This is a genomic window from Paenibacillus sp. FSL L8-0502 (genome assembly GCF_038593055.1).
Lineage (GTDB): Bacteria > Bacillota > Bacilli > Paenibacillales > Paenibacillaceae > Paenibacillus > Paenibacillus polymyxa_D.
This window is the reverse complement of sequence record NZ_CP151958.1, coordinates 1752672-1778964: the sequence shown is the minus strand read 5'-3', so window position 1 is coordinate 1778964 and position 26293 is coordinate 1752672. Positions and strand designations below refer to the sequence as shown.

Sequence of the window (26293 nt, the reverse complement as noted above, 5' to 3'; positions counted from 1 at the left end):
GTAATTTCTTGGTTAAGCTATAGTTCTCCGTTCGTATTATGAGCTGTGACCTACGCTTACGGGCTTTGCCACTTCACTTCCGCTCTTCCAATCCCGCTCTGTCCATTGTCAGACAACACTTTTATTTCCATCTCTCCAGGCACTTCATGAATCTCCGTTACAATCGGTTCAGACGAACCGAGAATAAGATCCTATAGTAGACTATTGCATATCCATAAACTACCACTTTTTTGTGTTGGTCTCCTATTAGTTCATCACCGCTGCTTTTCATTAACCCTCGAAGATACTTCTGGGATAAATTGTATCAAATGAGAACCATAAGTCCATCTGATGGTTGCGTTATCCTGCCCGTTGGCTAATGCCGGCTGCCAGTCTACAACTTTATTTTTCACGGTCTAATGCTTTGTTTTTCAGTCTAACACTTTATTTTCACAGAACAATAGTCTCATTAGACTATTTTGTTCTTCCCATAATTTTAAGAATGTATCATACTTCATAACATTCACGCACCTTCCGTATACTTTACCCATATGGCTAAGTTAGTAGCCTGATTGAAGACTCTCCTGTTTAAACCCGCCTCTTAATTCTTAGGTGCATGCAAATTATCTTCTTTATCAGATAAATTACTATGAAAAAAGCTTGCTCCCATTTTATTGTTAAAGGAGCAAGCTTATAAAATATTAATCATACTCAATGAACACATTGCCGTTTCCATTGACGGCTTTTTGTAACAATATAATTATATCGTTCTTAAGATCAGGAAGTACAGGTAATATATTAGTCAAACTTTTCGCTTCTTCCTCGGTCAAATATTTAATATCAAATGAACCAAACAATTGTAGGGTCTCTCTAATATTTTCCACTTCCCATGGACTTTCCTCATACCAGCCTTCGTGAGCATAATATTCACTTAGTATATTACTTTGTGCAGATTCTAGTTGAACCAAACAATCCATTAATGTATCAAAGTATCCATTCCATATCTTCAATACATAGCTTTTATCTGAATTTGTATAAATCAATCTTATTTCTGGTTCTCCTTCAAATCCAGCATAGTAGGTATCATTTATTTTATCTATCTTCATCCTCTTACTCCTTCTAATGGCTGTGATTTTGAACTTGAGAGCATTTTATTCTCAGACTGCCACGTGGTGACCCGTTGGTCCGTAATTCGAGCCATTCTCTCAATGCTCAATAGGAGGTGCCTTCACTGGCTACTAACATAAAACTGGAATGGTGGGATCAGCTTACTCTTCATCTTCGTTGACCGCTTTAATCAGATTTCCATAGACTTCCTTCGTGTGAGCAGATGCATGTTCTTTAAAATGTGTAAACAACCTCATACATCTGATTGCTTGTATTCTATTATTAGATTCAGCAGACTTTTCCAAACAGCTAAACAAAAATGCGAAGCCTTCTGAAAACCTCCCCTTGCGCAAAAGATAGATCGCCAATTCCCTTGCGAAATCAGTATATCGCTCCGTTATGAAGCGTTGAGTATACACCCCTTCCACTTTTTCCCGCTCCAGAAAGGAGATAATTTCTCCTTCAAATTGTATTAAAATATCATCTACATCAAAATGATATCGATTTGCCGCTTCAAGCATATTATCAAGCGCGGGAAGAACTTCCTCTTTTCTTGAAGAAATATAATTTACATAATTAAGAAGAACGCCCTTATCACCAGAAAGAAGCTTATTTGCATACGTATTTACTACTGCCCAGTCTTCATATTGCCTCTTCCACTTCAAAGCAGTTTCATCTGTAGCATTCACCCAACTCAAATCGGCGTAAGCATAAGTATGCTGAAGTGCTTGCTCATAGTCTTTCCTTCCTTCACAAGCTTCTGCCCGAAGCAAATGCGAGAATGCCCAATACGCAAACAAAGGAAATTTGGGTTTCTTCGAATTGTCTTTATTCATATGATGCCGTTTTTGTTCCAAATTGTATTGAATCTTAGCCTTATCTCCAAGTGCTTTAGCGAATAATTCTAATTTGTCCCATTTTCGTAACGAGCGGTATGTATTCGCCAATTCTTTTAATGCCTCTAACTGATCTGTCTCATCTAACCGTTCAATGTAAGACTCAAATTGAATGGCTGCATCATAGTCTTTCTCTTGATCGTCTCCAATACGAATCGTAAACAATCGATACTGGCAAACGGCTAATCGTTCTGAATACTGATACTTTTCCCCTTCTGCTACATTTTCATAAAGGAACGCCGCTGCTTCAGTATAACCTTTTTTAAAAGAATCCTCGGCTACTTCAAAAAGTGAAGGAAGATAAACAGGATTATCTAGCAACATACCTACAACTCTTCGCAAGCAATCAAGTCGCCCTAACTCCACGCAGCGGTACAAAAAAGGGCTGATTCTTCGCCAGTTGAGCGGTTCTTCCTCAATACATTCTTCAATATAACGTTCATAAAAATAATCTGGTGGTAAATTCATTCCCATAGTGATGCGATCTAGCTGGTGAACTGAAATTGATCGGTTGCCCGTCACAATGCCACTAACTGTCCCTACATTCAAATCAATCATGTGACCAAACTCGGTCATGGTTAAGCTTTTCCGTATCAGATAGGTTTGAACTTCTGCTCTAATCGTAGGTGTGATCTCCATAGATAAACCACCCTTTCAACATAAACTCGACATATAATACATAATTAAACCATGTAATGAGAAACAGTTAGTAAAAATTACTTTATCCCATCATTGTCTTTTGGAACAAAGTCATATACCCTTCGTTGTTTACAACAGCACACATTACATTTTTGCACTTTTTACATATATTCCTCAAAAGAGGATTTCCTCATTTTGCTTATATACAGCAAAACACGCAATAAAAAGGCTAGACGGATCATTCCATCTAACCTGTTCCATTATCCATTTGGTTTTATACTCTATACCTTATTAAGTACTTTAAATATCATGCATCTTTTTCCTGTTAAGAATAATTACATTTCGCCATGGTGACTCGGTTGATAGCCATGTTCTTGATCATGAAAAAGTAAAGGGACAGTAACTATTGCTATTAACATAAAGCTGGTTGCTAAAAAGGTCAGAATTATTTTACGCTTCATCTTGATCCACCTCATTAATCAAGTTTCTGTAGGCTGTCTTCGTCTCAAATGATGAATGCTCCTGATAAGATTCAAAAAGCCTCATACATTTAATTATATATGATTTATTATTGATTAATGTAGATTTTTCCAAACAATTTAATAAAAATTTAAAACCATCAGAAAATCTTCCTTTAGTCAAAAAGTAGACTGATAATTCCTTAGAAAAATGTATAAAACGCTCTGTTATGAATCTTTGAGTATAAAAGCCTTCGATTTTTTGTTGTTCTAAATAAGATGAAATGTCCTCCTTGAATTGCTCTAAAATATCATCTACATCAAATTGGTATCGATTAGCTGCCTCGATGATATTATCAAGTGCGGGAAGAACCTCATCTTTCCTTGAAGAAATATAAGCTACATACTCGGGAAGTACGCTCTCTTCGCCTGAAAGAAGCTTATTTACATAAGTATTTACTACCGCCCAATCCTCATATTTATTTTTCCATTTCAATGTTTCTTCATCTGTATCCAAAACCCAGCTTAAATCAGCATATTTTTTGATATGATGAAGTCCCATTTCATAGTCTTTCCTCTCGTCATATGCTTGTGCACGAAGTAAATGCGAAAAAGCCCAATAAGCAAACAGAGGAAAGCTTGGTTTCTTTACATTTTCTCTTTTGGAAGGATGCCGTTGTTGCTCCATGTTATATTGAATTTTTGCCTTGTCTCCCAAAGCTTTAGCGAATAATTCTACTTTGTCCCATTTTCGTAACGAACGGTATGTATTCGCCAGATCTTTTAATGCATCTAACTGTTCTATCTCATCTAGTCGATCAACGTATATTTCAAATTGAACGGCTGCTTCATAGTTTTTCTCTTGATTATCTCCTTGCCTTGTATGGAACAAACGGTACTGACACATAGCCAGACGTTCTGAATATTGCTTTTTCTCACTTAGAGCCACATTCTCATATAGAATAGTTGCCGCTTCGTAAAGCCCTTCTCTAAAAAGTTCTTCGGCAAGCTCAAATAAAGATTCTGAATAGCCTAACTTATCCATCAATAAATTAACAACTTCTTGTATACAGTCCAATTTATTTAATTTCGCACAATTATGTATAAAAGGACTCATTCGACGCCAATTCGGATTAGCCTCTGTTAAATACTCAGACACATACCGTTCGTAGTAATAGCCAACGGGAAGCCCCATTGCTTTTGTAATTCGATCTAACTGATCGACTGAAAGTGTGCGGTTCCCATTAATAATACTGCTCATGGTGCCCGGATTCATTTCTGCTTCTCTTGCTAAATCACTTAGGATTAAATCATGATCTTTCATATGTTTTGTTATCTCTGTGAGTATCGTGGTTGTTGTGTTGTACAAAGTAACCACCCCTTGTCAGGAACTTAGTAGGATATCAACTCATTAAAAAAGGACTATTGCAATCCAATGATTGTATAGCCTTTCCGCAATTCATTGTACCATCTTTTGGCACAATATCATATACCTTTCAGAACCTTACTTAAGATACCTTTGAAGGGTTTGTAAAGAAAATTAAGCTCTATAAATCCTGAGACATACGAATCATATCTCTACACTGTATGCCATTCTCATAAATTTCTTCTAGATAGTTATGTCTGATAAAGAAATCTAGATCTACACCTACAATTCTAAACCCGCATTTTTGGTAGAGGGCTAACTGCCCAATGCTAGAGTTTCCTGTGCCCATTTCCATCGTTTTATAACCTTGTGCCCTAGCTGTTTCAATGGCATGTGTCACTAATAGTCTGCCTATTCCTTTACCATGCATATCTTCTGATACTGCTATATTCACTAACTCAACTGTTTCAGGTCTTGTAGGTAAAAGAACATAGACTCCAACAATATGATTGTCAATTTCTGCTACATAACACTGCCCTCTTTTCAAATATTCCTCAACAAGTTGGCGCGAAGGATCAGCTAGTAGCAAGAGATCTATTGGATATTTTTCATTTGAATTAAGTAGTCTAATATTCATATATTCTCTCCTGAATGTATTATGGCCCCCGGGTTTCCCCCCTTATCGTAAGCTTTATTCCAGAAATCCGGGGGTGATGGCGATGAGATGAAGCCTTAACTCAGGTTGACCTCAATTCATACAAACCATTATGCAGTGAAAGACGGGCGGAGTATGGACCTTCAAACAAGACACTGGTATTAAATACGGCCGGAAGCCTATCATCAGGAAACCAAGGCCGTTGCTTGTCTATGACTATAAATGATCCTTCAACATTCCCTAGCGGCGCGAATTTTTGTCCAGCCCCTCCCCATGGATCAAGTTGGAACGTTTCGGTGATTATCCTAGATACTTCAGGGACATCATCGACAGGAAGACCGATCTCGCTTATACGAAGTAGAGAGTTGGGCCCGAAAGCTTCAGTGACTGCATTGTCGAGTGTATGGTGAGCGATGAACTCGACAAGGTTATGATCCGGATCATAGAAGTAAAGCGCTGTTGCATTCCAGTTTTCGAAAAAAAACTCATCTTCTTGGGGTCTTGAAATCAATGAAATTCCACGGTCGATTACCCACTGTTTTGCTTCTATGAATTTATTCGTTGGGATCGTAACCGCAATATGATAAAACTCATTTTCCATATGGGAGGATTCCTGAAAAGCAAGAACCGATTCCCCTACTTGAAACGACAGCCGCGAAGAGCTTTCCTCCACAACCTGCAAATCCAAGAGAGAGCCGTAAAAAGCTTTTATCGCTTCGAAACTATGGGTGGCTAAGAGCACTTCTTTTAATTTCAATGCATTGGTCCTCCCCACAAATAATTTTGGAACCCATTGTCCGTCTAATCCATATCAGCATTTTATCTCAGACTATATGAGGTCATTACAATGTTTGTTTATTATCCTTTAAGTCGCTTAAAAATTTGGCGTTCACATCTAACGCCGCAAATTGAAGTAGTATATCCTGTTCATCTAGAGCTTTACTTTTTGCTATTTCGAGATAAAGCTCGGGCTGGTCCCGAAACGCTCTTGCCCTCCCAATCGAGTATGCCTTCTGGAGATATTCATGAGCTAATACAGGCTTGCTCTGATGAAGAAGTGTTTCCGCCATCTGAATATAAGGTTCAGCATGTATAATGCGGTACCCTGTACCTTCCAAATCTAAAATCTCCTCATTTAAAAGCTCTACTGATCGCTGAGTATGCCCGTTATAATTGAGAATTTTAACGTATTGATGCAAGGTTACACCTGTGATGCCCCATTTATGCTTAGGCTCGGGTATTAGATCCCAAGCCTTCTGGGCTTTTTCCACAGCCAAGTTGCTATCTAATGGGAGTGTATGAGCTGCATCCTCTCCAAGCTCCCAAATCTCTTCTTCCAATTGAGCCTCCAGATCGTGGTACATTCGAATATTCATCTATTCCTCCCAATTGGATAATATAAGTTCAACACATAGAGATGTCTACTCCTCATTGCGTTTAGCGAAAGCGCTTGATTAAGGATATCACTCCCCAGATGAGCAACGCCAAGATCCCGCTAACGATTACGAATGTCATTAAGATCGAAGTCCATACGATATTCAATCAACATCACCCCATGCATCATTTTATGGTCATCTTGTAGAGTACTCTTCTAATGTCTCTCCATATTTTAACGCACGTTGGCTTCCGCTGCATTCGAATTGAATATTTTTATTTTTATGATAATGGATGAAAAAGCTAGTAATGCGAACATCATTCCGCTCCAGATGAGCTGGTGTATTCCCAAGTGAGAGATAAACCACCCGCCCGTAGCAGCCCCTATCGTAATACCTAGATTAGAAAATGAGACAAACAGGCTATTACCAAACTCTGGAGCTTCTTTCGCTTCCGTGGTTAACCATGTTTGACTAATAATAAGCCCCCCAGAATGCACGGCCCCCCAAGTGAGCACAACCACAAACATCGGTAGGAAAGAAGCACCCAGAGCATAGGTGAATACGTAAATGACCATATATAGCAATGGGAACATAATTACGGTCTTGGTCAGATTTTTATGTAATAATCCCCCGAATAAAAAATTCCCAAAAATCATGACGATTCCAAAGACCATCAACATCATACTGATCCATGACCCGTTCATCAGAGTTACTTCTCCAAGATATTCGGCAAAATAGCTATACACCGAAAACATAGCTGCAAAGATAAAAATAACAGTCACAATGTTGAACCACAATTGAGGTTTACGTAATATACCAAGCTGTTTGCCATAAGACATCTTTTCCTGAACGGGCAGGGAAGGAAGCCATACGAGTATTCCCACAAATGCAATCATGCTTACGACAGCTCCAAATAAGAAAGCAGCTTCTAACGATATCTTTTCAGCAAGATAGGAAGTCAAAGGCACGCCAAACGCAAATCCTACCGTAATTCCAGCGAAAACCTTGGTGACGGCTTTACTACTCTTTTCACGGGGGACAAGATGAGCTGCAGTCACGAGGGCGACCGAAAAAAAGACAGGATGAAAAATAGCGGGAAGAACACGAAAAATGAGCATGACCTCAAAATGAGTGGTATAGGCGTAGACTATATTGGAGATGACAAAACTGAATACAGCGGTTAATAGAATGACTTTACGATTCATGCTGGAAACGAGTAAGGTCAAAAACGGACCTGAAAGGGCAACAACGAAAGAAAATATACTAACGAGCCAACCCGCCTGGGCAGCTGATACATTGAATTTTTGGGTTACTTGAGGAAGAACGCCTATAATTCCCATTTCCGTTGTAATAATACCGAATACGCCTAAAGCCAGAATGATAATAAGTAACGGGTTAACCTTTTTCATTTTAAGTATAAGCCTCCAATTTAATTATATATATAGATTTGTAGATATGTATTGTGAAAAAAAACCTCCTTTCTATTTATAATTCCTTTTGAACATACTCGGCAAATTCCCGGATTGTTTTTTCATTCCGACGATAGTACGTCCACTTCCCAATACGCTCAGACTCTAACAAACCGGATTTTTGCATCGTTAATAAATAACTTGAAATCACAGACTGCGCAAGTCCCGCTTTAGCCTGAATATCTCCCACACATACACCAATTTGAAAATTAAGCCCTTGCTTCAGATAAGCCTGTTCATCAAAAAACTCTTCTGGTTTTTTTAACCACAGCATAATTAGACGACGAGTTTCGTTTGACAATGCTTTATAAATCAATGACGGTTCCATATAAAACATTATATCTATTTTATTAGATTTGTAAATATAAAGTCCAATGATTACGTAGAAAAATAAATAATAAAGGCTGCTTTCCCACGGGAAATCCGTTGGGAAACAGCCTGTTCAAGTACATATTCAACTACACTGACTTACTCTTATTGGAGCGATACATCAAGTACAGGAAATACGGTGCACCGATCAGTGCGATCAGTAATCCGGAAGGAATTTCAGTCGGCGCAAGCACTGTCCGTCCAATCGTATCAGCCAGCACCAGCATTACCGCTCCCAAGATGCTAGACAGAACGATAGAGCGACGTACATGGTGCCCAATCAACGTACGCACGATATGCGGAGCAATCAGCCCGATGAAGCCAACTGTACCTACACAGGCTACCGCTCCGCCCGCCAGCAGCACCCCCACTGCCATCGCCAGCAACCGGGTGCGGCGCACCGGAAGTCCCAGTCCCATAGCGCTGCTGTCGTCAAACACCAAAAGATCGAAGCGGCGAGCTAGCCACCAGGCTATTGGCAACAACACGAGCAGAAAAGCCAAAATCGTCGCCACCTGCCCCCAGTTTCGAGCGTAGGTACTACCCGTCAGCCAAATATAGCCTGTGCTGCCCCAAAGCGAACCTTGGATAATCAGTATCTGAATGCCAGCTGCTCCGATCGCTGATACGGCAATCCCAAGTAGGATGACCACAGACGGGTTTAGGTGCTTGTTCCATGATAAAAAGAAGATCACCGCCGCCGACACCGTCGCTCCAGCAATCGCCGCGATGGGCAGCATATAAACAGGCAGCCCAGGCCAAACGATAATCACTGCAAGCGCTCCAAAGCCAGCCCCTGAAGAAACACCAATGATCGAGGCATCCGCTAAGGGGTTACGAACGGCTAATTGGATCAAGACACCGCTGACTGCAAGCGCGATACCAGCCCCGGCTGCCACCAGCGTGCGCGGAATTCTAAACTGCAGCAAGGCTGAATTTGCGTTCTCACCGCCAAACAGGCCAGACAGCAAATCGCCAACCGGAATTCGCATCCCTCCAAACATCAGGCTGAATACGGTCAACAGCACGGCACCGCACCCAAGCAACGTGACCAGCCTGCCATAGGGTAATTTCCGAGAGCGCACACCTATGTTCATTGAAGATTGTCCATTAATCCCAGAAGGCAGCTTCATCTTCCACAGAATCAACCAAATTAACCAAGGAGCCCCAATCAAGGCCATCATTGCTCCGGTCGGCAGATCCATGCTTGATTGGTGGACCATCTTCGCCAGCACGTCAGCGCCGGTCAACAGTAATGCCCCCCATAGAAAGGAACCAGGCAGCACCCAGCGATGCATTTTCAGGCCGCTTAAGCGCACCAAATGAGGAGCTACCAAACCCACAAAACCAATAGGTCCAATGACGCTAACTGTAATGGTCGACAGCAGGACAGCTAATACAATACCCACCGCCCGGGTCAAACTAACCTTTTGTCCAAGTGACGTGGATGTGGACTCATCCAGATCCAGGACATCAAATTGTCTTGACAGCAGAAAGGCAATGACCGAGAGTCCTACGACCCAGGGCCAGGCGTAAGTCGTCCCGCTCCAGTCGTTTTGCACAAGCGAGCCAGAACCCCAGAGAAACAGTCCCTGCGTTTCAAATGAATAAAAGATATGCAAAGCTCCGGTAAACGAACCGAGAACCATGGATACAATCAAGCCGGCAAGCGCCAACCGAATCGGACTTCCCGCTCGTCCCCCGCCCATGAAGTAAGCGAGTACCGCTGCCAGAAGGCCGCCGACAGCGGCAAATAGAAACGGCGCCTGATGCAGCAGTCCGGGAAACATCACCGCGCCAAGGACAACTACAAAGTAGGCACCAGCGTTAATTCCTAGTGTATCAGAAGCCGCCAGCGGATTTTTGGTGATGGCCTGAAGCAAAGCACCAGCGATTGCAAGCGCACCACCAGCCAGGATTCCGATGACCGTACGCGGCATTCGTAGATCCCACACCATGTTATGTTCAAGCGTATTCTGACGCTGGGTCAACGCCTCAATTACTGTATGCAGCGGGATTGAAGCCTCTCCATAACACAAGCTTACAAAAAAAAGCACGATGAGGACGATCAATCCGCCCCCAAAGATGCTTCCTACACGCCAAGTTTTCGATAACCCCCTTGTGCCTGTACGGGTCATTTCGTCAGAGCTCCGACTACCTGATCAACGAGTACTTTAGATGAGATCGGGCCGCCGAACGTCCATGTTGTACCGTCCAGTGGATAGGTTCGTTTTTCTTTGACAAAGTTTAGTCCGTTCCATACGGAGTTGTTCTTCATTGCGGCTCCAAATACATCGTCCGTCTTTTGCGTAATGTAGATAAAATTACTATCCTGTACAGCAGGAAGAGCTTCAATACCAACGGTGCTAAACCCGTATTTCTCGGTCTTGTCCGACTTCCAGTCGTTCACCATGCCGATTTTCGCGAGCGTTCCCACTACAACCGAATTTTCCTTGAACATTCGCAGACTGGCAGCATTTTGAGCTGTGAAGGCCTGTGTTAGCGCATAGTGAAAGTCTGCTTTGCCCGCTTTCTCCAATGTTGCCTTTGCCTCTACATAGTGCTGGTCAAGTTCGCTTAGGACCTTATCAGCCTGTTCCGTTTTTCCGGTAGCCACAGCGACTTGCTTGAAAATTTCGACCATACGGTCGTAATCATAGCCGTTCCCCTTGTAAGGATCGAATTCTATTGTCGGTGCTATCCCCTTAAGCTGTGCATAGATCGCTGCATTGTTATCGGCGTTAGTGATAATAAGATCCGGCTTAAGCGCCGCAATCGCTTCTAGATTCGGTTCGCCCCGTGTGCCGATATCAGTTACGGTATCAGCCAGCTTCGCCTCCGGTGTTACCCACAGCTTGTAGTTTTCATTGTCCGCATTACCGACAGGCTGTACGCCAAGTGCAATGAGGTCCTCGGTAAACGTCCATTCGAGTACAACTACACGTTCCGCTGGCTTGTCCAGCTTGACTTCCCCATGGTCATCCTTAACCGTAACCGGACCAGCCGTTGTGGATGTCTGCTCAGACCCTGCAGTACCTTCCGTCTTCGAGCTATCCCCAGCCGCACCGCAGCCCGCCAATACAATAGTAAAAACTACAAATAATAATAGGCTATTCAACATCTTTTTCATTTCTCTCAATCACCCCTGTATGTATATTGCATTGGAAAATGATAATCATTATCAGTAAAAGATTATAGGGCTTAGTGACTTTTGTCAATACAGATAAATCTAAAATTGAATCGCAAACAGGTTCCGTATATGATAGCTTTATCATTGTTTAAGGGAGGCTTCATTTACGTGGCGGTATTAATCAACGAGCAAATTAAAGCTGACGAAGTGGTACTCACTGGACTCGCAGGGGAGAAGCTCGGCGTTGTATCCAAGTCAGAAGCCTTGGCTATGGCCCGATCCAAAGGGGTGGACCTGGTCTGCACCTCATTGATGAGCAGTCCACCACCCTGTAGCTTGGTCGCGAAGGGTAAAGGAAAAGCGCTGGCGCAAAAAGAAGCCGCAGCAAGCAAAAATGTCGGCCGAGCCGCAAAAAACAGCGGCAAAGAAAAGATCAAGGAGCTTCGCTTCACTGCTCATATTGAGGAACATGATTACGACACGAAGCTGCGTCAGGCAGACAAACATCTGCGTTCCGGCAAACCGGTGCAGCTGGTCGTTAAAGCGTCTGGTGCAAAAGAAGCGCCTGTCGCCAAAGCGGTACTAGAGCGGCTACTAATCGATTTGAAGGAAGCCGGAGTGAAGGATACTGGAATCCAGACGGGCGGCAAGGGCTCACAAGTGAAATTAAACCCTCGCTGAATGGCGAATCAGTAAATTGGACCAGTCACTTAGACCGTAGGAAACAGAGGGCCCATTCGGCCCTCTGTTATAAATTCCTTGGTTACAGGGTATGATTCAGGCTCTTTCTTGTCATAGCTACTTTGCACCAAGGGAGCATACCAAAAACGCTTCTCATCCATCAACCTCGATACATACCCGCTTGCTTATTTCAGGATGACGCCGTTCGTTCCCGTTTGCGGTATGACAAACGACCAATCGGCATCCTTGTACAAATGGTTGACGACCTTTCGTTTTAGCGTGAGCTGTTTCGGCATTTGATTTAGCCCATCGACGAAATATCCGGCATCCTCCTGCAGCTCGATTACACCTGAACGATCTGTTGTGTAGCCTCCGCCAAAAAACATCGAATACTCCTTATTATTTTCGTCAACGGCAACCCAAATGTCTTGCGTGAAGTTAGGACTACTGAAGATACCGCCTATCGGAATGGTCGCATACATTTTGCCCGAATTAGAACTGTTGGAACGAAGTTTGAGCCCCTTGAACAGATAAGCATCACCCGAGTCTTCGAATTTAACGGGATGCACAGCTGAAGTTTGAGCCGGGTCGAGCACGACCGACGCCTCGCTTCTCTCTCGAATTATATAGCCGTCCAATACGAATCGAATTTGCTGCTTATCATAGGCAAAATCATTAAACTGGTAGAACCAGTGCGTCTTGCCACTCCAACGGTCCAATCCAGATCGACGTCCGAATTCAGGGTCTCTGTTATCCCCAAGCCATTTCCCGTGTGCATCTTCCAGATGATACTTAAGCTCGTGGAACCCGCTTTGTCCGTTCAGCGCTCGGTCTGCGGCTTCTGGGGTCAACTCTGTAGTATATTCCAATGATCCGCCGCTCGGCGTCCGGGTAGCTCCCTGCATGTGAATACGTAAGCCGCTTGGCGTCTCATACGTTTTATCAATCGGAGTCAGCAACGTTTGCGCTTTGGCTTTGGTTAGATCTGCCTCCACATCCAGTCTCCAATCTCCTTTTACCGTTTTAATAGGAGCTTCCACATTAAGTTTGTCCGCATACAGCCTCAATTCACGGATATGTGCACTAAGCTGCAGCTTGTCGGTCAGTACCGGCCGCATAAAGTCGAACTCAATCCTACTAATATTCTCGTTGCCCCCTGTGCTTACTTCAAAAGGAACAGCGCCAACATCACCTCTCTGGTTATCAAAGAGGCTGAAATCGACATCTTGAATACTAAAATCCCCGGTTACAGCATTTCCTTCAACATCGAAAACTTCGATTCCGATAATCATTCTAGTCGAATCGGCGATAAGTTCGTTGACTTTCAGAGTGTAACCCTGATCTTTAGCACTGGCACCCGAAATCTGTACCAGTCCTGCTTCACGGACCTTCTTCATGCCATTATCCACATAGCTGTCTTTCGCAAACAGCGACCTCACCATATCTGCAAGAGTCGGCTGCGTATACAGCAGTGTGCTAACCACAAATACAACGACGGCGACCACCAAACTCCATACTTTAAACTGTGAAGTGCGTCTGGCAGCGCGGTAATGTTTCACCTGGGCGACGATGGACGTGTCATCGTACGCGGCTGCGTTCTGTTGCCGATTCCTGTATTCAGTCGGTCCCGTCAAGATCTGTGCCTCCGCTTCCGCTGGTTGCTCGCTCGGAGAGTATCTGGATACATCATGATCGCTCGCGTCGGCTCTGTCAGCTGGTTCGATCTCGATTCCTTCCAGCGCCAGCATCACCTGGTCGGTAAACTCATTAGATAGCCTTTCGTGAAACAACAAAATTTCCCAGTTTCTGTCTTCTATCGTCGATTTGCCGTCCTCTGTTTCAAGATTGGCTTTTTTCGTTGTTGTACGATCCCAGACTCTCATAACGTTGCCCCTCCTTGGCTTCTACGGTTTTGCGCAGACTGATTTTAGCACGGTGGACGGCGTTGTTAACCTGCCGAACCGACATGCCAGTAATACCAGCGATCTCCTTGTGACTCAGTTGGTTGGTGTAGCGCAGAATCAACACAAGTCGATAATGCTCGGGCAGCGTCTCTAACAAGCAATCCAATTCGAAACGCAGTTCCTTTTGCAGCAACTTCGATTCAGGTGTTTCACGTTCATATGTATCTTCCTGTGTCAGAGACTTTGGATCTTTTCGGCGTCCACGGTCCTTCTGCAAATTGACAGCAATTGTATACATCCAACCGGCAAAACTCTGCGTCGGGTTATGCGCTCCCAGTTTACGATAGGCTTTAAGTAGTGTCTCCTGAGTCAGATCCTGAGCATCCGCTTCGGAAGACCCCATCTTGCGGAACAATCCGTAAAGCTTATTCTGATAGCGCCGGACAATGCCCGCGTACGCTTGTTTATTGCCTTTTAGTACAGCTTCAATAATTGAATGATCGTCTGTCAGCTCCACGCGTTCCCCTCCTTTTAGGTCTGGCTTTTGTTTGTCTTGCTTCTAAGACTCCTAATCTGCATTTTTTCTCTCACTCGATCCATATAAAAAAGACCTTGAGTTTTTGTTGCCCTCGAGGTCTGAACATATGACTCATTCCTCTATGCCTAGTTCAGCTATGAGAAGATCAGCCTGTCCCGTTTTCATCTGTTTCTTTCTGGGCTAGTCCCATCCAAGTGCTATAGCGTAGGGCACAAGTATTGGGTTTACGAAGATTGATTCGAGAAAAGAAAATTATTGACCATAATTTTTCTAGTTCCCTTAAAAAATAACTTCTTCAGATCATCGCTTTACTCATAAAATATATGCATTAAACTTGCCGCTATTTTCCACAGCTCTCCAGCAACAATTTTCAGCTATGGATTCACCCTATAACCGCCCTATCATAGCCGTAAGCAAGATAGAAAAGGCAACATGCTTGCTAAAATAAACCCGTTTGGGTACAATCCCCATAACAAAATCGCTTGGGAGGAATTCGAATGAATCGAAAAAATGTCCCCCGTTAAGCCCGAGCTCCTCCATCCATGTTTTAGTTTCAACTCACCCTAATAAAACAGAGGAGGATACTAATGAACATGAATGGACCTGTCAACATTTCTCGAAGTGAGAGACTTCAGACTTGCCACGATATAGCTGCGAGGTTACATGAAGTATATAGAGACAAAATTCTGGCTATAGGGGTCTATGGATCTGTTGCCAAAGGTACTGACGGCCCTTTCTCGGACATTGAAATGTTTTGTGTACTAAGTGAATCAAACGGCCCCGTAGAATTTAGCCATGAATGGTCAGCGGGACCCTGGAAAGCGGAGGTGAACGTCTGTAGTTCAGACGTTCTTCTTAAAATTGCCTCTACTGTTGAGGGCGAATGGCCGTTGACACATGGCCCCTTCTTTTCCCCACTTCGTCTGTATGATCCTGAAGACTTTTTTTCTATATTAAAGGAAGCTGCCGAATCCCCCACAAAGGAAGATTTCAGGCATGCCATCAACGAAGTGCTTGTAGGTGAAATGTACGAGTTTATAGGAAAGCTTAGGAATGTCCGTGTAAATGGTCCTCATACCTACTTGCCATACTTGGTAATGCAGTTTGCCCAATATGGGGCTATGTTAGTTGGGTTACACAATCAGAAGCTCTTCTCAACGGGTTCAATGGTTCTACCGGAGGCCCTGGAACTGCCGAGTCGTCCAGAAGGACTTGATCATGTAGTTAAGTTGGTTATGTCCGGAGATTTAGCTGAACCAGCGAAGATCATTTCAGCCTGTGAAGATTTCTGGAGTGGTCTTGTGAATTGGGCAGTCGAACATGACTACCTTATTCGATCACAACGGATCCCCTTTTGATCGAAAATAAAATTCGCTTTAATTTCACTTACTATAATATACCATGTTAATATATCATGTTTTTTATATGCCCAGTCCCCCTTTCGTTAAGGGGGAATTTTACTTTTCTTCTGGATGAATAGTACTTCTCCGTTATGTTTTTCCACTGTAATATATTTAAAATTTAAACTACTTGATTTCACCCACTACCTCCTTTATTCTCTGTATATGTAACTCTGTCTTTGCTTATCTATATCCGATGCTCACATACTTTCCTCATTCGTATACACATGCAAAAAATGTACAATTCCAGTGTACTCCATTAAAATTTTACACATAAAGCTTTATATAGATTTTATTTTTGTTAATATCCAACAACAGGGCCTTAGGCACTATGATAGATTACATTTTAATGATATATTGATAGGTACCATAAAAGACTAATTACCCATGGCTTGGGCTGGAGGATGTATGAAAAAGGAATCAAATCAAGACGAAACCAGTTATTTATTTAATGTAGATGTATTAGTTAAAGGCCGTTCGAATGTAGAGGCCCTTCAGTTCCTGCTTAATCTCTTGAGCCAAAACGAACACATTGCGGATAGCCGGATTCAATCCGGTATCGAACTTGGCAATTTAATTGAAGCTGCACTGTACCTAAAAAAACAGTCAGCCGTGAATAGCCCATCTGATGCAGCCGCTACGCTCGCGGAAAAATTTTCTAAAAAGAAATCAGCCGCAATTACGAACAAGCCGCCAGTCGTTCAAGAGATCAAACAATCCCACGTACAGCCAAAGCCTGCAACACAACAAGACCTTAGTACGTATGAATGGATCAAACGCTATATACATGATAATACGCTTGTACGGTTAATCGTAAACCGCTATGGTGGACAACGCAGCATTCCTTGCCGCATCCTCAATCTGGACCATGATAATAGCCTGCTGAGTGTGTATCATGTAGATGAGAAGCAAGTGTACTCCTTTAAAATGAATGAGATCGATGAAATCACATCGTAAATGTAAATACTTCACAAAAAAACGAAGCATGAAAAAAGAGAACGTTCAGGAAAAACATGATGTCTTTCTTGTCCATTCTCTTTTTTTGTATTATCCGAAAAAAACTTTAATCCTCTTTCTTCAGACCCATGGCAGCCCATGCCAGTAATATCCATCCTGCTATAAAACACACGCCTCCTAGAGGGGTGATAGCCCCCAGCACACGGATTCCGGTCAGACTTAGCACATACAAGCTACCAGAAAACAAAATGATACCCGTCAATAACAGACGAGCTGCCCATCTTAGACGGTTGGAAGGCCCCCACTGTCCAGCAGCCAACGCAATGATCAGCAAACCGACAGCGTGAATCATATGATATTTCACACCTGTTTCATACACGGCCAAAGCATCCGCGTCGATCCGGGCTTTCACAATATGTGCCCCGAACGCTCCAATGGCTACCGCCAACATCATCATTATAGATCCCGTAAATATCCATTTTCGTTGCATGTTTGTGTACTCCTTTTCATCTCATCCTTTTAGCCGAATGTTCTTCTTATTTTATCGAAACCGTATGAAGTTTACCAGCCAGCGTGTGTGAACAGACCGCATACAGAATTGGATGATTAGACCCTGTCTTTTGAAGGGTAATGTGTAGGGTGGCTTGCTTTTTTGTTTATTTTGTGGAAAATTAGTACCTGTTCGGACTATGTTCAAGGAGTGGAAAAAATGAGTAACCAAGATCCTAATTTGCAAAAGCCTGCTGCGTCTGAGGAGCACCCTGTTTTTTCAGAATCTCCTGTGTTCCAGCCTCCGGTCAAGCTCAAACATTCTGGTCCCGGAATTGCTTCTTTTATTATGTCGCTTGTCAGTCTGATCGGATATATTATTCTGGCTATTATGGTTATTAATCTACTGGCTCATTTCGGCCAATACCAGACGATGAACCCGGAAATCGCTCTGCAGCAAACCGGAACGGTATTGCTTCCTTTTATTTTTTTAGGCAGCCTGTTGCTGAATTGTAGCGGACTTGTCGTTGGTATCATTGGAATTGCGTTAAAAAACCGTAAGAAGACCTTTGCTATTACAGGCTTAATCATTAATGCACTTATTATTGTAGGCTTTATTGCACTTCTTGCCATCGGTCTTTCCGTTCCGAATAGCACAGCGGATATCTATCCTTCCTCCGTGCAATCTTTATAATTTTTCTGCATCACACAGAGAGGATTCAATGTATGAACAAAATTAAAATTTTTGCCGACAGTACCAGTGATATTCCAACTCACTGGCGGCAACAGTACGAGATTAGCATTGTACCTTTGTATACGGTATTTGGTGATGAAGCATTGCAGGATGGGGTGAACATTCACCCGGAACAATTATTTCAACGTGTAAGTCGCGAGGGACATTTACCACGTACCGCCGCACCTTCTCCGTCGGATTTTATTCAAGCCTTTACGCCCTACATAGAACAAGGGGACGACATTTTATATATCAGTCTGTCTTCCGAGCTATCATCAACGTACCAGAATGCGCTACTCGCTGCCTCTGAATTTCCGGAAGGCCGCGTTACGGTTTTTGATTCCTTGAATTTGTCGTGTGGCTTTGGCCTGCTTGTGATGAAAGCTGCTCGTGCGGCAACCAACGGCAATACGATAGAGCAGATTGTAGACATGTTGACGAAAACCAGGCCGCTAATAGATACGGAATTTGTCATTGATACACTTGAATACCTGTATAAAGGCGGAAGATGCTCAGGCATGCAAAATCTGATCGGCAGTCTTCTCAAAATTCGTCCGGTGATCAAAGTAATTGACGGAAAAATGACGCCAGCCTACAAAGTCCGCGGCAAACGTGAAAAAGCACTGGATCAGATGCTGCAAAACGCTCTGAATCAACGAGATCAGATGGATAACGATATCATTATTGTCGTGCACGCTTTGGCCGAGGAAGATGCGCTGATGCTGCAAGCTCGCTTGAAAGAAGAAACGAACGCACATGAGGTACTGCTAACTACAGCAGGCTGTGTTATTTCCAGTCATTGTGGTCCACAGACTATCGGTATTATGTATGCCAAAAAGGCATAGTTTATCCAATATCAGACCCGTTGCCGCATAGGTAGCGGGTTTTTTGGTATTTTTCCAGCAATTTAGCAATGAATAACTTTCCTCTTTTTGATAGTATTATTCGTCGAGTAACGAACTATGAATCTACAATCTATCATAAAAAAGAAGGTTATTTGGTATGAGTTCCAAACGATCACGTTGGTTAGCCAAGCTTACCCTATCAGCAACGGCAGCCATCACAATATTCACAACATTCTCTTCATACTTAGCTGCTCCAGCAGCAGCATCCGGCGCTACGTTCCAAGATACTGCACACAGCTATGCCTATCAGTCTATTATTTCCCTGCACGCTAAAGGAATTTTGAACGGTACACGACCTGGTTACTTCTCTCCTAAAAAGGCTGTTACCAGAGCCGAATGGGTTACCGCACTGGACCGTACACTCGGTCTGGAGCCTGTACAAGCACCCGTTCCCTCCTACCGAGATGTTGCCAAAAAGACGTGGTACTATGGATGGATTGAAGCGGCTTCGCAGCTCAATATCGTTCAGGGGGGAACGTCTGCCACATTCCAACCTAATAGTCCTATAACCCGTCAAGAAGCGGCTTTGATGATCGCACGTCTCATCCGCTCTTCGGGCGGATCAGGAAATGCTACTTCCTCCTTTACAGATACTGGCGAAATTGCAGATTGGGCTCTTGATGCGGTAATCACCGTAAATCGTTACGGCTTTATGAAAGGTGAAAGTAACTATTTTCGTCCTGCATCCTCTCTGACTCGTGAAGAAACAGCGGTCTTACTGGAGCGACTGCTAACGTATTCAACAAAACATGCTAACCAAACTGCTTCCACCGCTTCTTCCATCCGAATTGGCTGGCAATATGATCAAACCATTCAGCAGTTTGAAAATACGGTGCTCCAATCCAACATCAACACCCTGTCACCACGTTGGTTTTTTCTGAATGAAACAGGTATTATCAGCGATTATACCAATTCATCGCTGCTCACCTGGGCCAAACAGCATCATAAAAATATCTGGGCGATGGTAGGCAACCGTTCCAACCTGGCACTGACGCACCAAATTTTGTCCAGTGAGGTTCTACGAAATACAACCATAAGTCAGCTTGCTAATGCTGTATCTGTACACGGTTTGAATGGACTTATCATTGATTTTGAAAATGTAGATGGTCAGGATCGTGCCCATTTAACATTGTTCGTCCAACAATTAAAAGCTAAGTTGAAGAGTCAGAATACGGTACTGGCGATTTGTGTATCTCCTGATTACGGAACGGACTGGACTGCCGCCTTTGATTATAAACAGCTTGGCGCTGCGGCAGACTATCTGATCTTGATGGGATATGACGAGCATTGGGGAGGTAGCTCGATCCCCGGCTCTGTGTCCTCACTGCCATGGCTCCGTGAAAGCGTGCGGCGTTTTGTACAAACCACCTATCCAGAGAAAGCGATCTTGGCGTTGCCATTATTTACACGGAACTGGACGCTTAACGCTAGCGGACAGTCAATCGCTTCCTCTGATATTTCACTAGATCAGCAAAACCAGCTCATATCCCGTTCCGTCTCCCAACCAATCTGGAATGAGGATATTCAGCAGTATACCGTGTCTTACAAAGACACGCAGCTTCATAAGCTGTGGCTCGAGGAAGGACGATCCTTCACTCGTAAGTATCGCTTGGGACAGGATGCTGGGTTTGCTGGCTTCGCCTACTGGTATGCGGGCGGAGCCAGCTCTGATCTGTGGTCCAGTGTAAAAAACGCTGACCGATTTATAGAGCGTGGTTTATAAAATACAAAGCCTTCAACCTCACATGAAAAGTGAAGTTGAAGGCTTTTGGCATACATACTTAGCACCAGCCTATGACCGATATGCAACTTTCCCGTTTACAACTGTCATTCGTACCTTAACATCAAGTAAAGCTTGCGGGCTTTCCGATACATCACGGTCAATGACTGTAAAGTCAGCGGCTTTCCCTTCAGCTATCGTCCCTCTTTCATCAGCCTCACCAGCTGCTACTGCGCTTCCCGTGGTAAACAAACGAATGGCTTCATGTACATCCAGCTTTTCAGCGGGAAGATAGCCCTCATGCATTTCTTCCGGCTTGGCGCGAGTCACTGCCGCATGAATACCAAGAAAAGGGTTTAACGGCTCAATCGGCGCGTCACTACCTCCAGCACATGGAATGCCTGCTTCCAGTAGCTTTTTCCAGGCGTATAAATATTCCGTCCGCTCTTTCCCCACCCGATCCAGTACCCAAGGGAAGTCACTTGCGACAAAACGGGGCTGGATGTCCGCAATCAGCGGCAGCTTCGCCATTCTCTTGACCAAATCCCCCCTAAGCACCTGTCCGTGGATCAGGCGATCTGGCAAACCGCTTTCCTCCGTGAGCGCATGGGCCTCCATCGCTGTCAAAATCATGTGCGCTGCCCCATCCCCTATTGCATGTACAGCCACTGGAAAGCCTGCGGCCCTGGCAGCTGCCACCATCTGATTCAGCTCTGGCTGCGGTTGAATCGCCATTCCGCAGGTACGTGGAGCATCACTATAGGGTTCAGACAATAATGCCGTTCTTCCGCCAATAGCCCCATCGGCAAACATTTTAATCGCACCAATTTTAATCCACTCATTTCCAGTACCTGCACGCAGCCCTTGCATTTTCGCTTCTTCCAAAAATGGATGATAGATGAGCTGGTGTGTGCGAAAAGGAAGACCTTCTTCCCTCAGCTCCCTGTAAATTCGCTGCATCGTCTCCACGCTGCCCAAAAAACGTAAATCTTCCGTGTGTGCAGCAGTCAGACCAAGCCGTAGCGCATCCAGGCAAGCCCGCCGAATCGTGTCCTTCTTAACCGAATAATCCGGCTCTGGCTGCACGCTAGTAAAGGCAAAGGAGGCTTCCTCATAAATTAAACCGTTCAACCGTCCATCTGCGTCTCGCCCATAGGCTCCCGAAGCCGGGTCAGGGGTGTCCTCGCTAATACCCGCACGCCGAAATGCCTCTGAATTGGCCAAAAACGTATGAAAGCACGTACGAGTGAGATATACCGGATGCTGATTTGTAATGGCATCCAGCTCGGCTACACCCGGTATTTCAACAGGAATAAAAGCATTTTCGTTCCAGTTAAGTCCTAAAATCCACTCTCCCGGCGGTGTTACAGCGACCCGTTTGCGTAGCATAGCCAGCATCTCACCCTTGGAGGTAGCTGATGTTAAATCGAGCATAGATAACTTCATACCATGCATAGACAAATGCATATGTGAATCGGTTAAGCCTGGCAGTACATAGGCGTCTTCCCAATCCACGGTTTCATATTCCTTACCGGACAACTGCAATTCAAGCTCCCGAGCATATCCGACGGCCTGTATCCGACCCTGCTGTACAACGATGGAGTCTCCTTTGGAAGCCCACTCCCCATACAACCGGCCGTGCTTGAACAAAACGAATGTCAACGCCACTCATCTCCTTTTTTCAACTATACGCATATCCACTACATATTAAGCCTGTGTTACCACTTCCAAGCGTAGTGTATTTATATCTACCTGCTGCACCTGCTCGGCAAATTGGTCATGAGCTGCACAGACAGCCATTTTATAATCCTGATCCAGCTCATACTGCTTAAAATGATAATACTCGGTGGTAAAGCCCTCTGTCGTGAAGCCTATGAATGGTTGTGCCTTTAGCTCAAATGAAAAAGACTTCAACGGTAGGGTTAGTCCCTGCCCCTCGGCCTTCACAAAGCTTTCCTTAAGCGTCCATAGATCGTAAAAATAGGATAAGCGGCTGTCTGCATCCTGACGCATTAACGCATCATACTCTGTGTCCGAAAAGCACACCCTACCTACCTCAAAATCAATAGGACGGAGCTGCTCAATGTCGATTCCAAGCGGGTGATCATCAATAGCGCATACCACCCATTTTCCCGAGTGAGAAACATTAAAATGGAATGCAGGTGCATTTATTAAGGAAGGCTTACCGAATGCATTGTATGTAAATTGAAGACTGGCATTCGATACCTTCAATTGCCGACAGGCCAACCATCTTAGCAGTACATCGGCATATAAGCCCCTCAAAGCATCTTCCCGATGTAAAAAACGATCTAACTTGTGCTGCTTTTCTAGTGAAACCCGAGGTACCAGTAATTCGTAATGCTCCTCAGCTTCCGGCTTGCTCGTATCAATCGCGTATATTTTCATGGTCGCCTCCTATATACCTAATGAATATCAGCCAGTTTGTAACACTCACCGTTCGATGGAAGTCTGTTAGATATGGATGGCGTGTGCCGTGTACATGGTCAATATACTACTCTAGCACTTTCAATTCAATATGGATACAATTGGGATAAGTAGCTCTATTAAAACTACTTTATAGAGTCCATTAATGAAAGCGCTTTAAAATAAAGCATACAGAGGAGGACGAAACAATGAAATATGATTTTGCCCGCTTGCTGTGTATTATGCTCTCTATTTTGCTGACGTTGAGCATTTTTCAGATGTTTTCACCTAAGATCGCTTCAGCCGCTTCAGCGAATGTCGTGAATGGCATTCAGTTTAAAGATACAGATGGAAACGTGGTCCATGCCCATGGGGGTGGTATGATTAAAGTAGACGGTTACTATTATTGGTTTGGTGAAAATCGTAATCCCAACGGCACGTTCAAGGCGGTATCCGCCTACCGTTCCTCTGATTTAAAAAACTGGGAGTTTCGTAAAAACGTACTGACCAGCAGCTCCGCCGTAGAGCTGAATGTTTCGAATATTGAACGTCCGAAAGTGATTTATAATGAAAAAACACGCAAATACGTATTATGGATGCACAAGGAGAATGGGGTTAATTACAACGAGGCCCGAGTGGCTGTCGCCTCCTCCGATACGGTGGACGGCGATTACACATATCAGGGTAGCTTCCGTCCTCTGGATTACGATTCGCGCGATATGACCGTATACAACGATAACGGTACAGCTTACCTTATTTCGGCTACCCGGGTAAACGCGGATCTGAACATTTATCGTCTGACACCGGATTTTCTGCAAGTTGAGTCGCTAGTGACTACACTTTGGCCAGGACAATATCGTGAAGCTCCAGCGATGTTCAAAAAAGGAGACGTCTACTTCCTGATTACATCTGGGGCGACCGGCTGGAATCCCAATCAGGTCAAGTATGCTACCGCATCCAGCATTGAAGGAACCTGGAGTAATACAATAAACTTTGGGGACGGTACGACTTATGATTCACAGTCGGCTTACGTGATTCCTGTTGAAGGGGCCCAGACAACTTCATACCTGTATTTGGGCGACCGATGGGCGGGTGCGTGGAGCGGTCCTGTGCAGGATTCTCAATATGTATGGTTGCCACTACGTTTTCCAACAGCGACTTCATTAGCCATGGATTGGCACGACAGTATTAATATTGACACTGCCAGTGGTGTGGTCGAGGGGATAACAACGCCCCCCATTGCCATTGATCCGGATGCCTATTATCAGCTAGTGAATCGCAAGAGCAATAAGCCACTAAGCATTATTGGCAATGCAACGACGGACGGCGCAGACCTGGAACAGCGTGCAGATGCGGGAACAGCAAGCCAACAATGGCAACTCAAAGATGCAGGCAGCGGATATTATAAAATTGTGAACCGCAACAGCGGAAAGCTAATTGGTGTTGAAAGCGGTACTACAACGGATGGTACAGTTATTGAGCAGTGGAGCGACGGAGGCTGGTCCAGTCAGCACTGGCAATTAGTATCCGTAACCGGTGGTTATTACAAGCTGAAAAATCGGGCAACTGGCAAGCTGATCGATATTTCTGAAGGCGCCACCGCCGATGGAGCCAAAGCCATTCAATGGGGCGATAATGGTGGGACAAATCAGCATTTCCGTGTAGTTAAAGTAGAATAGCCCAAGTTATTTTCAAAAGGAGCCGTATTCCGAGCAGATCATGGTGACTGCTAACGGAAATAACGGCTCCTTTTTACGTAAAACGATGAAATTGATAATCTTTAGTACGTTATAGTTCCCACGGATAATCTGTTGTCAGAAAACTAGCCAGCTGCTTGCTTTCTTCCCTCCGCTGACGCCGTATGGCTGCGCGTGATGGAGCCGTCTGGTGCAATTGTAACTGCTCTTCTGTTTCTGGAATCACCTGCGGCACGGTCACTTTACGGTTGTTCTCGTCCAATGCCACAAAGGTCAGGAAGGCGGTGGCTGCGATTTTTCGGTCGCCAGTCATTAGTCCTTCACGAATTACCTTTACGAACACCTCCATCGAGCTACGGCCTGTCCAGGTTACGAACGCTTCTAGCGTGACAGAATCACTCGGATGGATAGGTAGCAAAAAATCCACCGAATCCGTTGAGGCTGTAACTGTGTTCGTACGACACAGCTTAGCAGCTGCAATAGATGCGATATCGTCGATATACGACATCAATCGGCCGCCGAAGAGCGTGTTATGATTGTTGATATCGTTGGGAAATACTCGGGATGTCTTAAAGCAGTAGGTTTCTCGGATGTACTTGCTTTCCATGGGTTCTTTCCTCTCTTTTCCTCGTTGCTCTCTTTTATATCTCAGGATTTTGCAAAATCCTGATGTGGAAGCCTGTTTTAGACTATGCTAATCATCCCACTAATCCGCATAATAAATCAATACATAAAAATCGGCATCCTCATCCGAATCATTACGGTAGGTATGTATGTCAGATACTTGAAATTGCACGGCATCCCCTGCACTCAGCTTGAGCTGTTGCCCCTGCATCTCAAAGTACATTTCCCCACGGATCATGAGAATCGTTTCCTCTCCCAGATGCTTCTCTGCCTGGTGTGTAAAGCCTGGCTTCAGACTTACCGTGAACACCTCAAACTTCTTTTCAGCGTGATACGGGAATACAGGGTAAACAAAATAGTTACCGTCTTCATCAATAACCGGATGCAGGTCTTCCCTTCGAATCTTCGTGATTTGCGGCGGGTCTTCTTTAAGAAAGGTGGAGAAGGATACGTGCAAACCGTTCGCAATTTTCCAAAGGGTTGTTACCGTAGGATTGGATTTCCCCTTCTCAATCTGAGCCAGCATTCCTTTGCTGACCCCTGTCAGTTCAGCCACCTTATCCAAACTTAATCCTCTAGTCTTCCTGATTTGAGCCAAATTAGAGCCAATAATATACTGCATTGAATCCACGGACGATGCCTCCTTGTATCCAAAAGTCTATATATGAAGAATACACAAAAGACTGTGTGTTCGCTATATATAGAAGCCGATCAAGGTATATACAAGGCTTAAACGGGAAGTAGGCATGCTATAATTTACTGTAATATGGTCAGGTT

At 44.1% G+C, this 26293-nt stretch carries 24 protein-coding genes; 7 read left to right on the top strand and 17 right to left on the bottom strand.

Annotation, left to right across the window (positions count from 1 at the left end; genetic code table 11):
• Window positions 1–680: 680 nt before the first annotated feature.
• From NSQ57_RS07955 to NSQ57_RS07910, 10 genes are all read right to left on the bottom strand, one after another.
• Complete coding sequence (locus tag NSQ57_RS07955) at window positions 681–1085, bottom strand: hypothetical protein (RefSeq protein ID WP_342425882.1); 405 nt, start codon at window positions 1083–1085, stop codon at window positions 681–683.
• A 162-nt stretch (window positions 1086–1247) separates the two neighbouring features.
• The gene (locus tag NSQ57_RS07950) at window positions 1248–2621 is read right to left on the bottom strand and encodes a helix-turn-helix transcriptional regulator (protein WP_342425881.1); all 1374 of its coding nucleotides are present in this window, start codon (window positions 2619–2621) and stop codon (window positions 1248–1250) included.
• Window positions 2622–3071: 450 nt separating this feature from the next.
• Window positions 3072–4403 (bottom strand): helix-turn-helix transcriptional regulator, encoded by a 1332-nt coding sequence (locus NSQ57_RS07945; RefSeq protein WP_342425880.1) that lies wholly within the window; start codon window positions 4401–4403, stop codon window positions 3072–3074.
• A gap of 223 nt (window positions 4404–4626) precedes the next feature.
• A complete protein-coding gene (locus NSQ57_RS07940) occupies window positions 4627–5082 on the bottom strand; it encodes a GNAT family N-acetyltransferase (RefSeq protein WP_029516562.1) in 456 nt (151 codons plus the stop codon).
• 100 nt (window positions 5083–5182) lie between these two features.
• Complete coding sequence (locus NSQ57_RS07935; protein WP_342425879.1) at window positions 5183–5857, bottom strand: VOC family protein; 675 nt, start codon at window positions 5855–5857, stop codon at window positions 5183–5185.
• Window positions 5858–5942: 85 nt separating this feature from the next.
• Window positions 5943–6476, bottom strand: coding sequence for a hypothetical protein (locus tag NSQ57_RS07930; protein WP_342425878.1), 534 nt, complete (start codon window positions 6474–6476; stop codon window positions 5943–5945).
• Window positions 6477–6709: 233 nt separating this feature from the next.
• A complete protein-coding gene (locus NSQ57_RS07925; RefSeq protein WP_342425877.1) occupies window positions 6710–7885 on the bottom strand; it encodes an MFS transporter in 1176 nt (391 codons plus the stop codon).
• 76 nt (window positions 7886–7961) lie between these two features.
• On the bottom strand, window positions 7962–8273 hold the full coding sequence (locus NSQ57_RS07920; RefSeq protein WP_023987858.1) for a helix-turn-helix transcriptional regulator: 312 nt from the start codon (window positions 8271–8273) through the stop codon (window positions 7962–7964).
• A 130-nt stretch (window positions 8274–8403) separates the two neighbouring features.
• Window positions 8404–10452 (bottom strand): iron ABC transporter permease, encoded by a 2049-nt coding sequence (locus tag NSQ57_RS07915; RefSeq protein ID WP_342425876.1) that lies wholly within the window; start codon window positions 10450–10452, stop codon window positions 8404–8406.
• Window positions 10449–11444 carry an iron-siderophore ABC transporter substrate-binding protein gene (locus NSQ57_RS07910; protein WP_165145161.1) on the bottom strand — a complete coding sequence of 332 codons (996 nt, stop codon included), beginning with the start codon at window positions 11442–11444 and terminating at the stop codon, window positions 10449–10451. The genes NSQ57_RS07915 and NSQ57_RS07910 overlap by 4 nt, the downstream gene beginning before the upstream one ends.
• A gap of 168 nt (window positions 11445–11612) precedes the next feature.
• Between NSQ57_RS07910 and infC the strand changes: the two genes are divergently transcribed.
• Window positions 11613–12125, top strand: coding sequence for a translation initiation factor IF-3 (infC, locus tag NSQ57_RS07905; protein ID WP_029516555.1), 513 nt, complete (start codon window positions 11613–11615; stop codon window positions 12123–12125).
• A gap of 185 nt (window positions 12126–12310) precedes the next feature.
• On the opposite strand, the gene NSQ57_RS07900 is transcribed toward infC, so the two are convergent.
• Complete coding sequence (locus tag NSQ57_RS07900; protein WP_342425875.1) at window positions 12311–14008, bottom strand: DUF4179 domain-containing protein; 1698 nt, start codon at window positions 14006–14008, stop codon at window positions 12311–12313.
• Complete coding sequence (locus NSQ57_RS07895; protein WP_238794812.1) at window positions 13965–14546, bottom strand: sigma-70 family RNA polymerase sigma factor; 582 nt, start codon at window positions 14544–14546, stop codon at window positions 13965–13967. Before NSQ57_RS07895 ends, NSQ57_RS07900 begins: the two co-directional genes overlap by 44 nt.
• A gap of 608 nt (window positions 14547–15154) precedes the next feature.
• On the opposite strand from NSQ57_RS07895, the gene NSQ57_RS07890 reads away from it, so the two are divergent.
• Entirely contained in the window at window positions 15155–15925 is a 771-nt protein-coding gene (locus NSQ57_RS07890; protein ID WP_069012790.1) for an ANT(4')-I family aminoglycoside nucleotidyltransferase, read from the top strand.
• A 450-nt stretch (window positions 15926–16375) separates the two neighbouring features.
• Complete coding sequence (locus NSQ57_RS07885; RefSeq protein ID WP_029516552.1) at window positions 16376–16924, top strand: hypothetical protein; 549 nt, start codon at window positions 16376–16378, stop codon at window positions 16922–16924.
• Window positions 16925–17030: 106 nt separating this feature from the next.
• Here NSQ57_RS07885 and NSQ57_RS07880 read toward each other — a convergent pair whose 3' ends face one another.
• On the bottom strand, window positions 17031–17414 hold the full coding sequence (locus NSQ57_RS07880; RefSeq protein WP_029516551.1) for a DUF423 domain-containing protein: 384 nt from the start codon (window positions 17412–17414) through the stop codon (window positions 17031–17033).
• 219 nt (window positions 17415–17633) lie between these two features.
• Between NSQ57_RS07880 and NSQ57_RS07875 the strand changes: the two genes are divergently transcribed.
• From NSQ57_RS07875 to NSQ57_RS07865, 3 genes are all read left to right on the top strand, one after another.
• A complete protein-coding gene (locus tag NSQ57_RS07875) occupies window positions 17634–18107 on the top strand; it encodes a hypothetical protein (RefSeq protein ID WP_069012792.1) in 474 nt (157 codons plus the stop codon).
• A gap of 32 nt (window positions 18108–18139) precedes the next feature.
• Window positions 18140–18991: a DegV family protein gene (locus NSQ57_RS07870; RefSeq protein WP_342425874.1), complete on the top strand. Its 852-nt coding sequence runs from the start codon at window positions 18140–18142 to the stop codon at window positions 18989–18991.
• A 157-nt stretch (window positions 18992–19148) separates the two neighbouring features.
• Complete coding sequence (locus tag NSQ57_RS07865) at window positions 19149–20774, top strand: S-layer homology domain-containing protein (RefSeq protein ID WP_342425873.1); 1626 nt, start codon at window positions 19149–19151, stop codon at window positions 20772–20774.
• A 69-nt stretch (window positions 20775–20843) separates the two neighbouring features.
• On the opposite strand, the gene NSQ57_RS07860 is transcribed toward NSQ57_RS07865, so the two are convergent.
• Window positions 20844–22433 (bottom strand): amidohydrolase, encoded by a 1590-nt coding sequence (locus NSQ57_RS07860; RefSeq protein ID WP_340931788.1) that lies wholly within the window; start codon window positions 22431–22433, stop codon window positions 20844–20846.
• Window positions 22434–22478: 45 nt separating this feature from the next.
• The gene (locus tag NSQ57_RS07855; protein WP_342425872.1) at window positions 22479–23177 is read right to left on the bottom strand and encodes a 4'-phosphopantetheinyl transferase superfamily protein; all 699 of its coding nucleotides are present in this window, start codon (window positions 23175–23177) and stop codon (window positions 22479–22481) included.
• A 227-nt stretch (window positions 23178–23404) separates the two neighbouring features.
• Between NSQ57_RS07855 and NSQ57_RS07850 the strand changes: the two genes are divergently transcribed.
• Window positions 23405–24874, top strand: a complete 1470-nt coding sequence (locus NSQ57_RS07850) for an RICIN domain-containing protein (protein WP_342425871.1) — start codon at window positions 23405–23407, stop codon at window positions 24872–24874.
• Between the two features lie 109 nt (window positions 24875–24983).
• On the opposite strand, the gene NSQ57_RS07845 is transcribed toward NSQ57_RS07850, so the two are convergent.
• Both NSQ57_RS07845 and NSQ57_RS07840 read right to left on the bottom strand, forming a co-directional pair.
• Window positions 24984–25499 carry an acyl-CoA thioesterase gene (locus NSQ57_RS07845; RefSeq protein WP_013309488.1) on the bottom strand — a complete coding sequence of 172 codons (516 nt, stop codon included), beginning with the start codon at window positions 25497–25499 and terminating at the stop codon, window positions 24984–24986.
• A 99-nt stretch (window positions 25500–25598) separates the two neighbouring features.
• On the bottom strand, window positions 25599–26147 hold the full coding sequence (locus NSQ57_RS07840) for a helix-turn-helix domain-containing protein (RefSeq protein WP_029516544.1): 549 nt from the start codon (window positions 26145–26147) through the stop codon (window positions 25599–25601).
• Window positions 26148–26293: the final 146 nt, after the last annotated feature.

What these genes read in the sequence shown, in the direction of transcription:
- NSQ57_RS07900 (WP_342425875.1), bottom strand. Translation starts at nt 14,008, where the DNA reads ATGAGAGTCTGGGATCGTACAACAACGAAAAAAGCCAATCTTGAAACA.
- NSQ57_RS07910 (WP_165145161.1), bottom strand. Translation starts at nt 11,444, where the DNA reads ATGAAAAAGATGTTGAATAGCCTATTATTATTTGTAGTTTTTACTATT.
- NSQ57_RS07885 (WP_029516552.1), top strand. Translation starts at nt 16,376, where the DNA reads ATGAAAAAGGAATCAAATCAAGACGAAACCAGTTATTTATTTAATGTA.
- NSQ57_RS07850 (WP_342425871.1), top strand. Translation starts at nt 23,405, where the DNA reads ATGAAATATGATTTTGCCCGCTTGCTGTGTATTATGCTCTCTATTTTG.
- NSQ57_RS07875 (WP_069012792.1), top strand. Translation starts at nt 17,634, where the DNA reads ATGAGTAACCAAGATCCTAATTTGCAAAAGCCTGCTGCGTCTGAGGAG.
- NSQ57_RS07890 (WP_069012790.1), top strand. Translation starts at nt 15,155, where the DNA reads ATGAACATGAATGGACCTGTCAACATTTCTCGAAGTGAGAGACTTCAG.
- NSQ57_RS07950 (WP_342425881.1), bottom strand. Translation starts at nt 2,621, where the DNA reads ATGGAGATCACACCTACGATTAGAGCAGAAGTTCAAACCTATCTGATA.
- NSQ57_RS07920 (WP_023987858.1), bottom strand. Translation starts at nt 8,273, where the DNA reads ATGGAACCGTCATTGATTTATAAAGCATTGTCAAACGAAACTCGTCGT.
- NSQ57_RS07870 (WP_342425874.1), top strand. Translation starts at nt 18,140, where the DNA reads ATGAACAAAATTAAAATTTTTGCCGACAGTACCAGTGATATTCCAACT.
- NSQ57_RS07845 (WP_013309488.1), bottom strand. Translation starts at nt 25,499, where the DNA reads ATGGAAAGCAAGTACATCCGAGAAACCTACTGCTTTAAGACATCCCGA.
- NSQ57_RS07915 (WP_342425876.1), bottom strand. Translation starts at nt 10,452, where the DNA reads ATGACCCGTACAGGCACAAGGGGGTTATCGAAAACTTGGCGTGTAGGA.
- NSQ57_RS07855 (WP_342425872.1), bottom strand. Translation starts at nt 23,177, where the DNA reads ATGAAAATATACGCGATTGATACGAGCAAGCCGGAAGCTGAGGAGCAT.
- NSQ57_RS07930 (WP_342425878.1), bottom strand. Translation starts at nt 6,476, where the DNA reads ATGAATATTCGAATGTACCACGATCTGGAGGCTCAATTGGAAGAAGAG.
- NSQ57_RS07925 (WP_342425877.1), bottom strand. Translation starts at nt 7,885, where the DNA reads ATGAAAAAGGTTAACCCGTTACTTATTATCATTCTGGCTTTAGGCGTA.
- NSQ57_RS07940 (WP_029516562.1), bottom strand. Translation starts at nt 5,082, where the DNA reads ATGAATATTAGACTACTTAATTCAAATGAAAAATATCCAATAGATCTC.
- NSQ57_RS07865 (WP_342425873.1), top strand. Translation starts at nt 19,149, where the DNA reads ATGAGTTCCAAACGATCACGTTGGTTAGCCAAGCTTACCCTATCAGCA.
- NSQ57_RS07945 (WP_342425880.1), bottom strand. Translation starts at nt 4,403, where the DNA reads ATGAAAGATCATGATTTAATCCTAAGTGATTTAGCAAGAGAAGCAGAA.
- NSQ57_RS07880 (WP_029516551.1), bottom strand. Translation starts at nt 17,414, where the DNA reads ATGCAACGAAAATGGATATTTACGGGATCTATAATGATGATGTTGGCG.
- NSQ57_RS07955 (WP_342425882.1), bottom strand. Translation starts at nt 1,085, where the DNA reads ATGAAGATAGATAAAATAAATGATACCTACTATGCTGGATTTGAAGGA.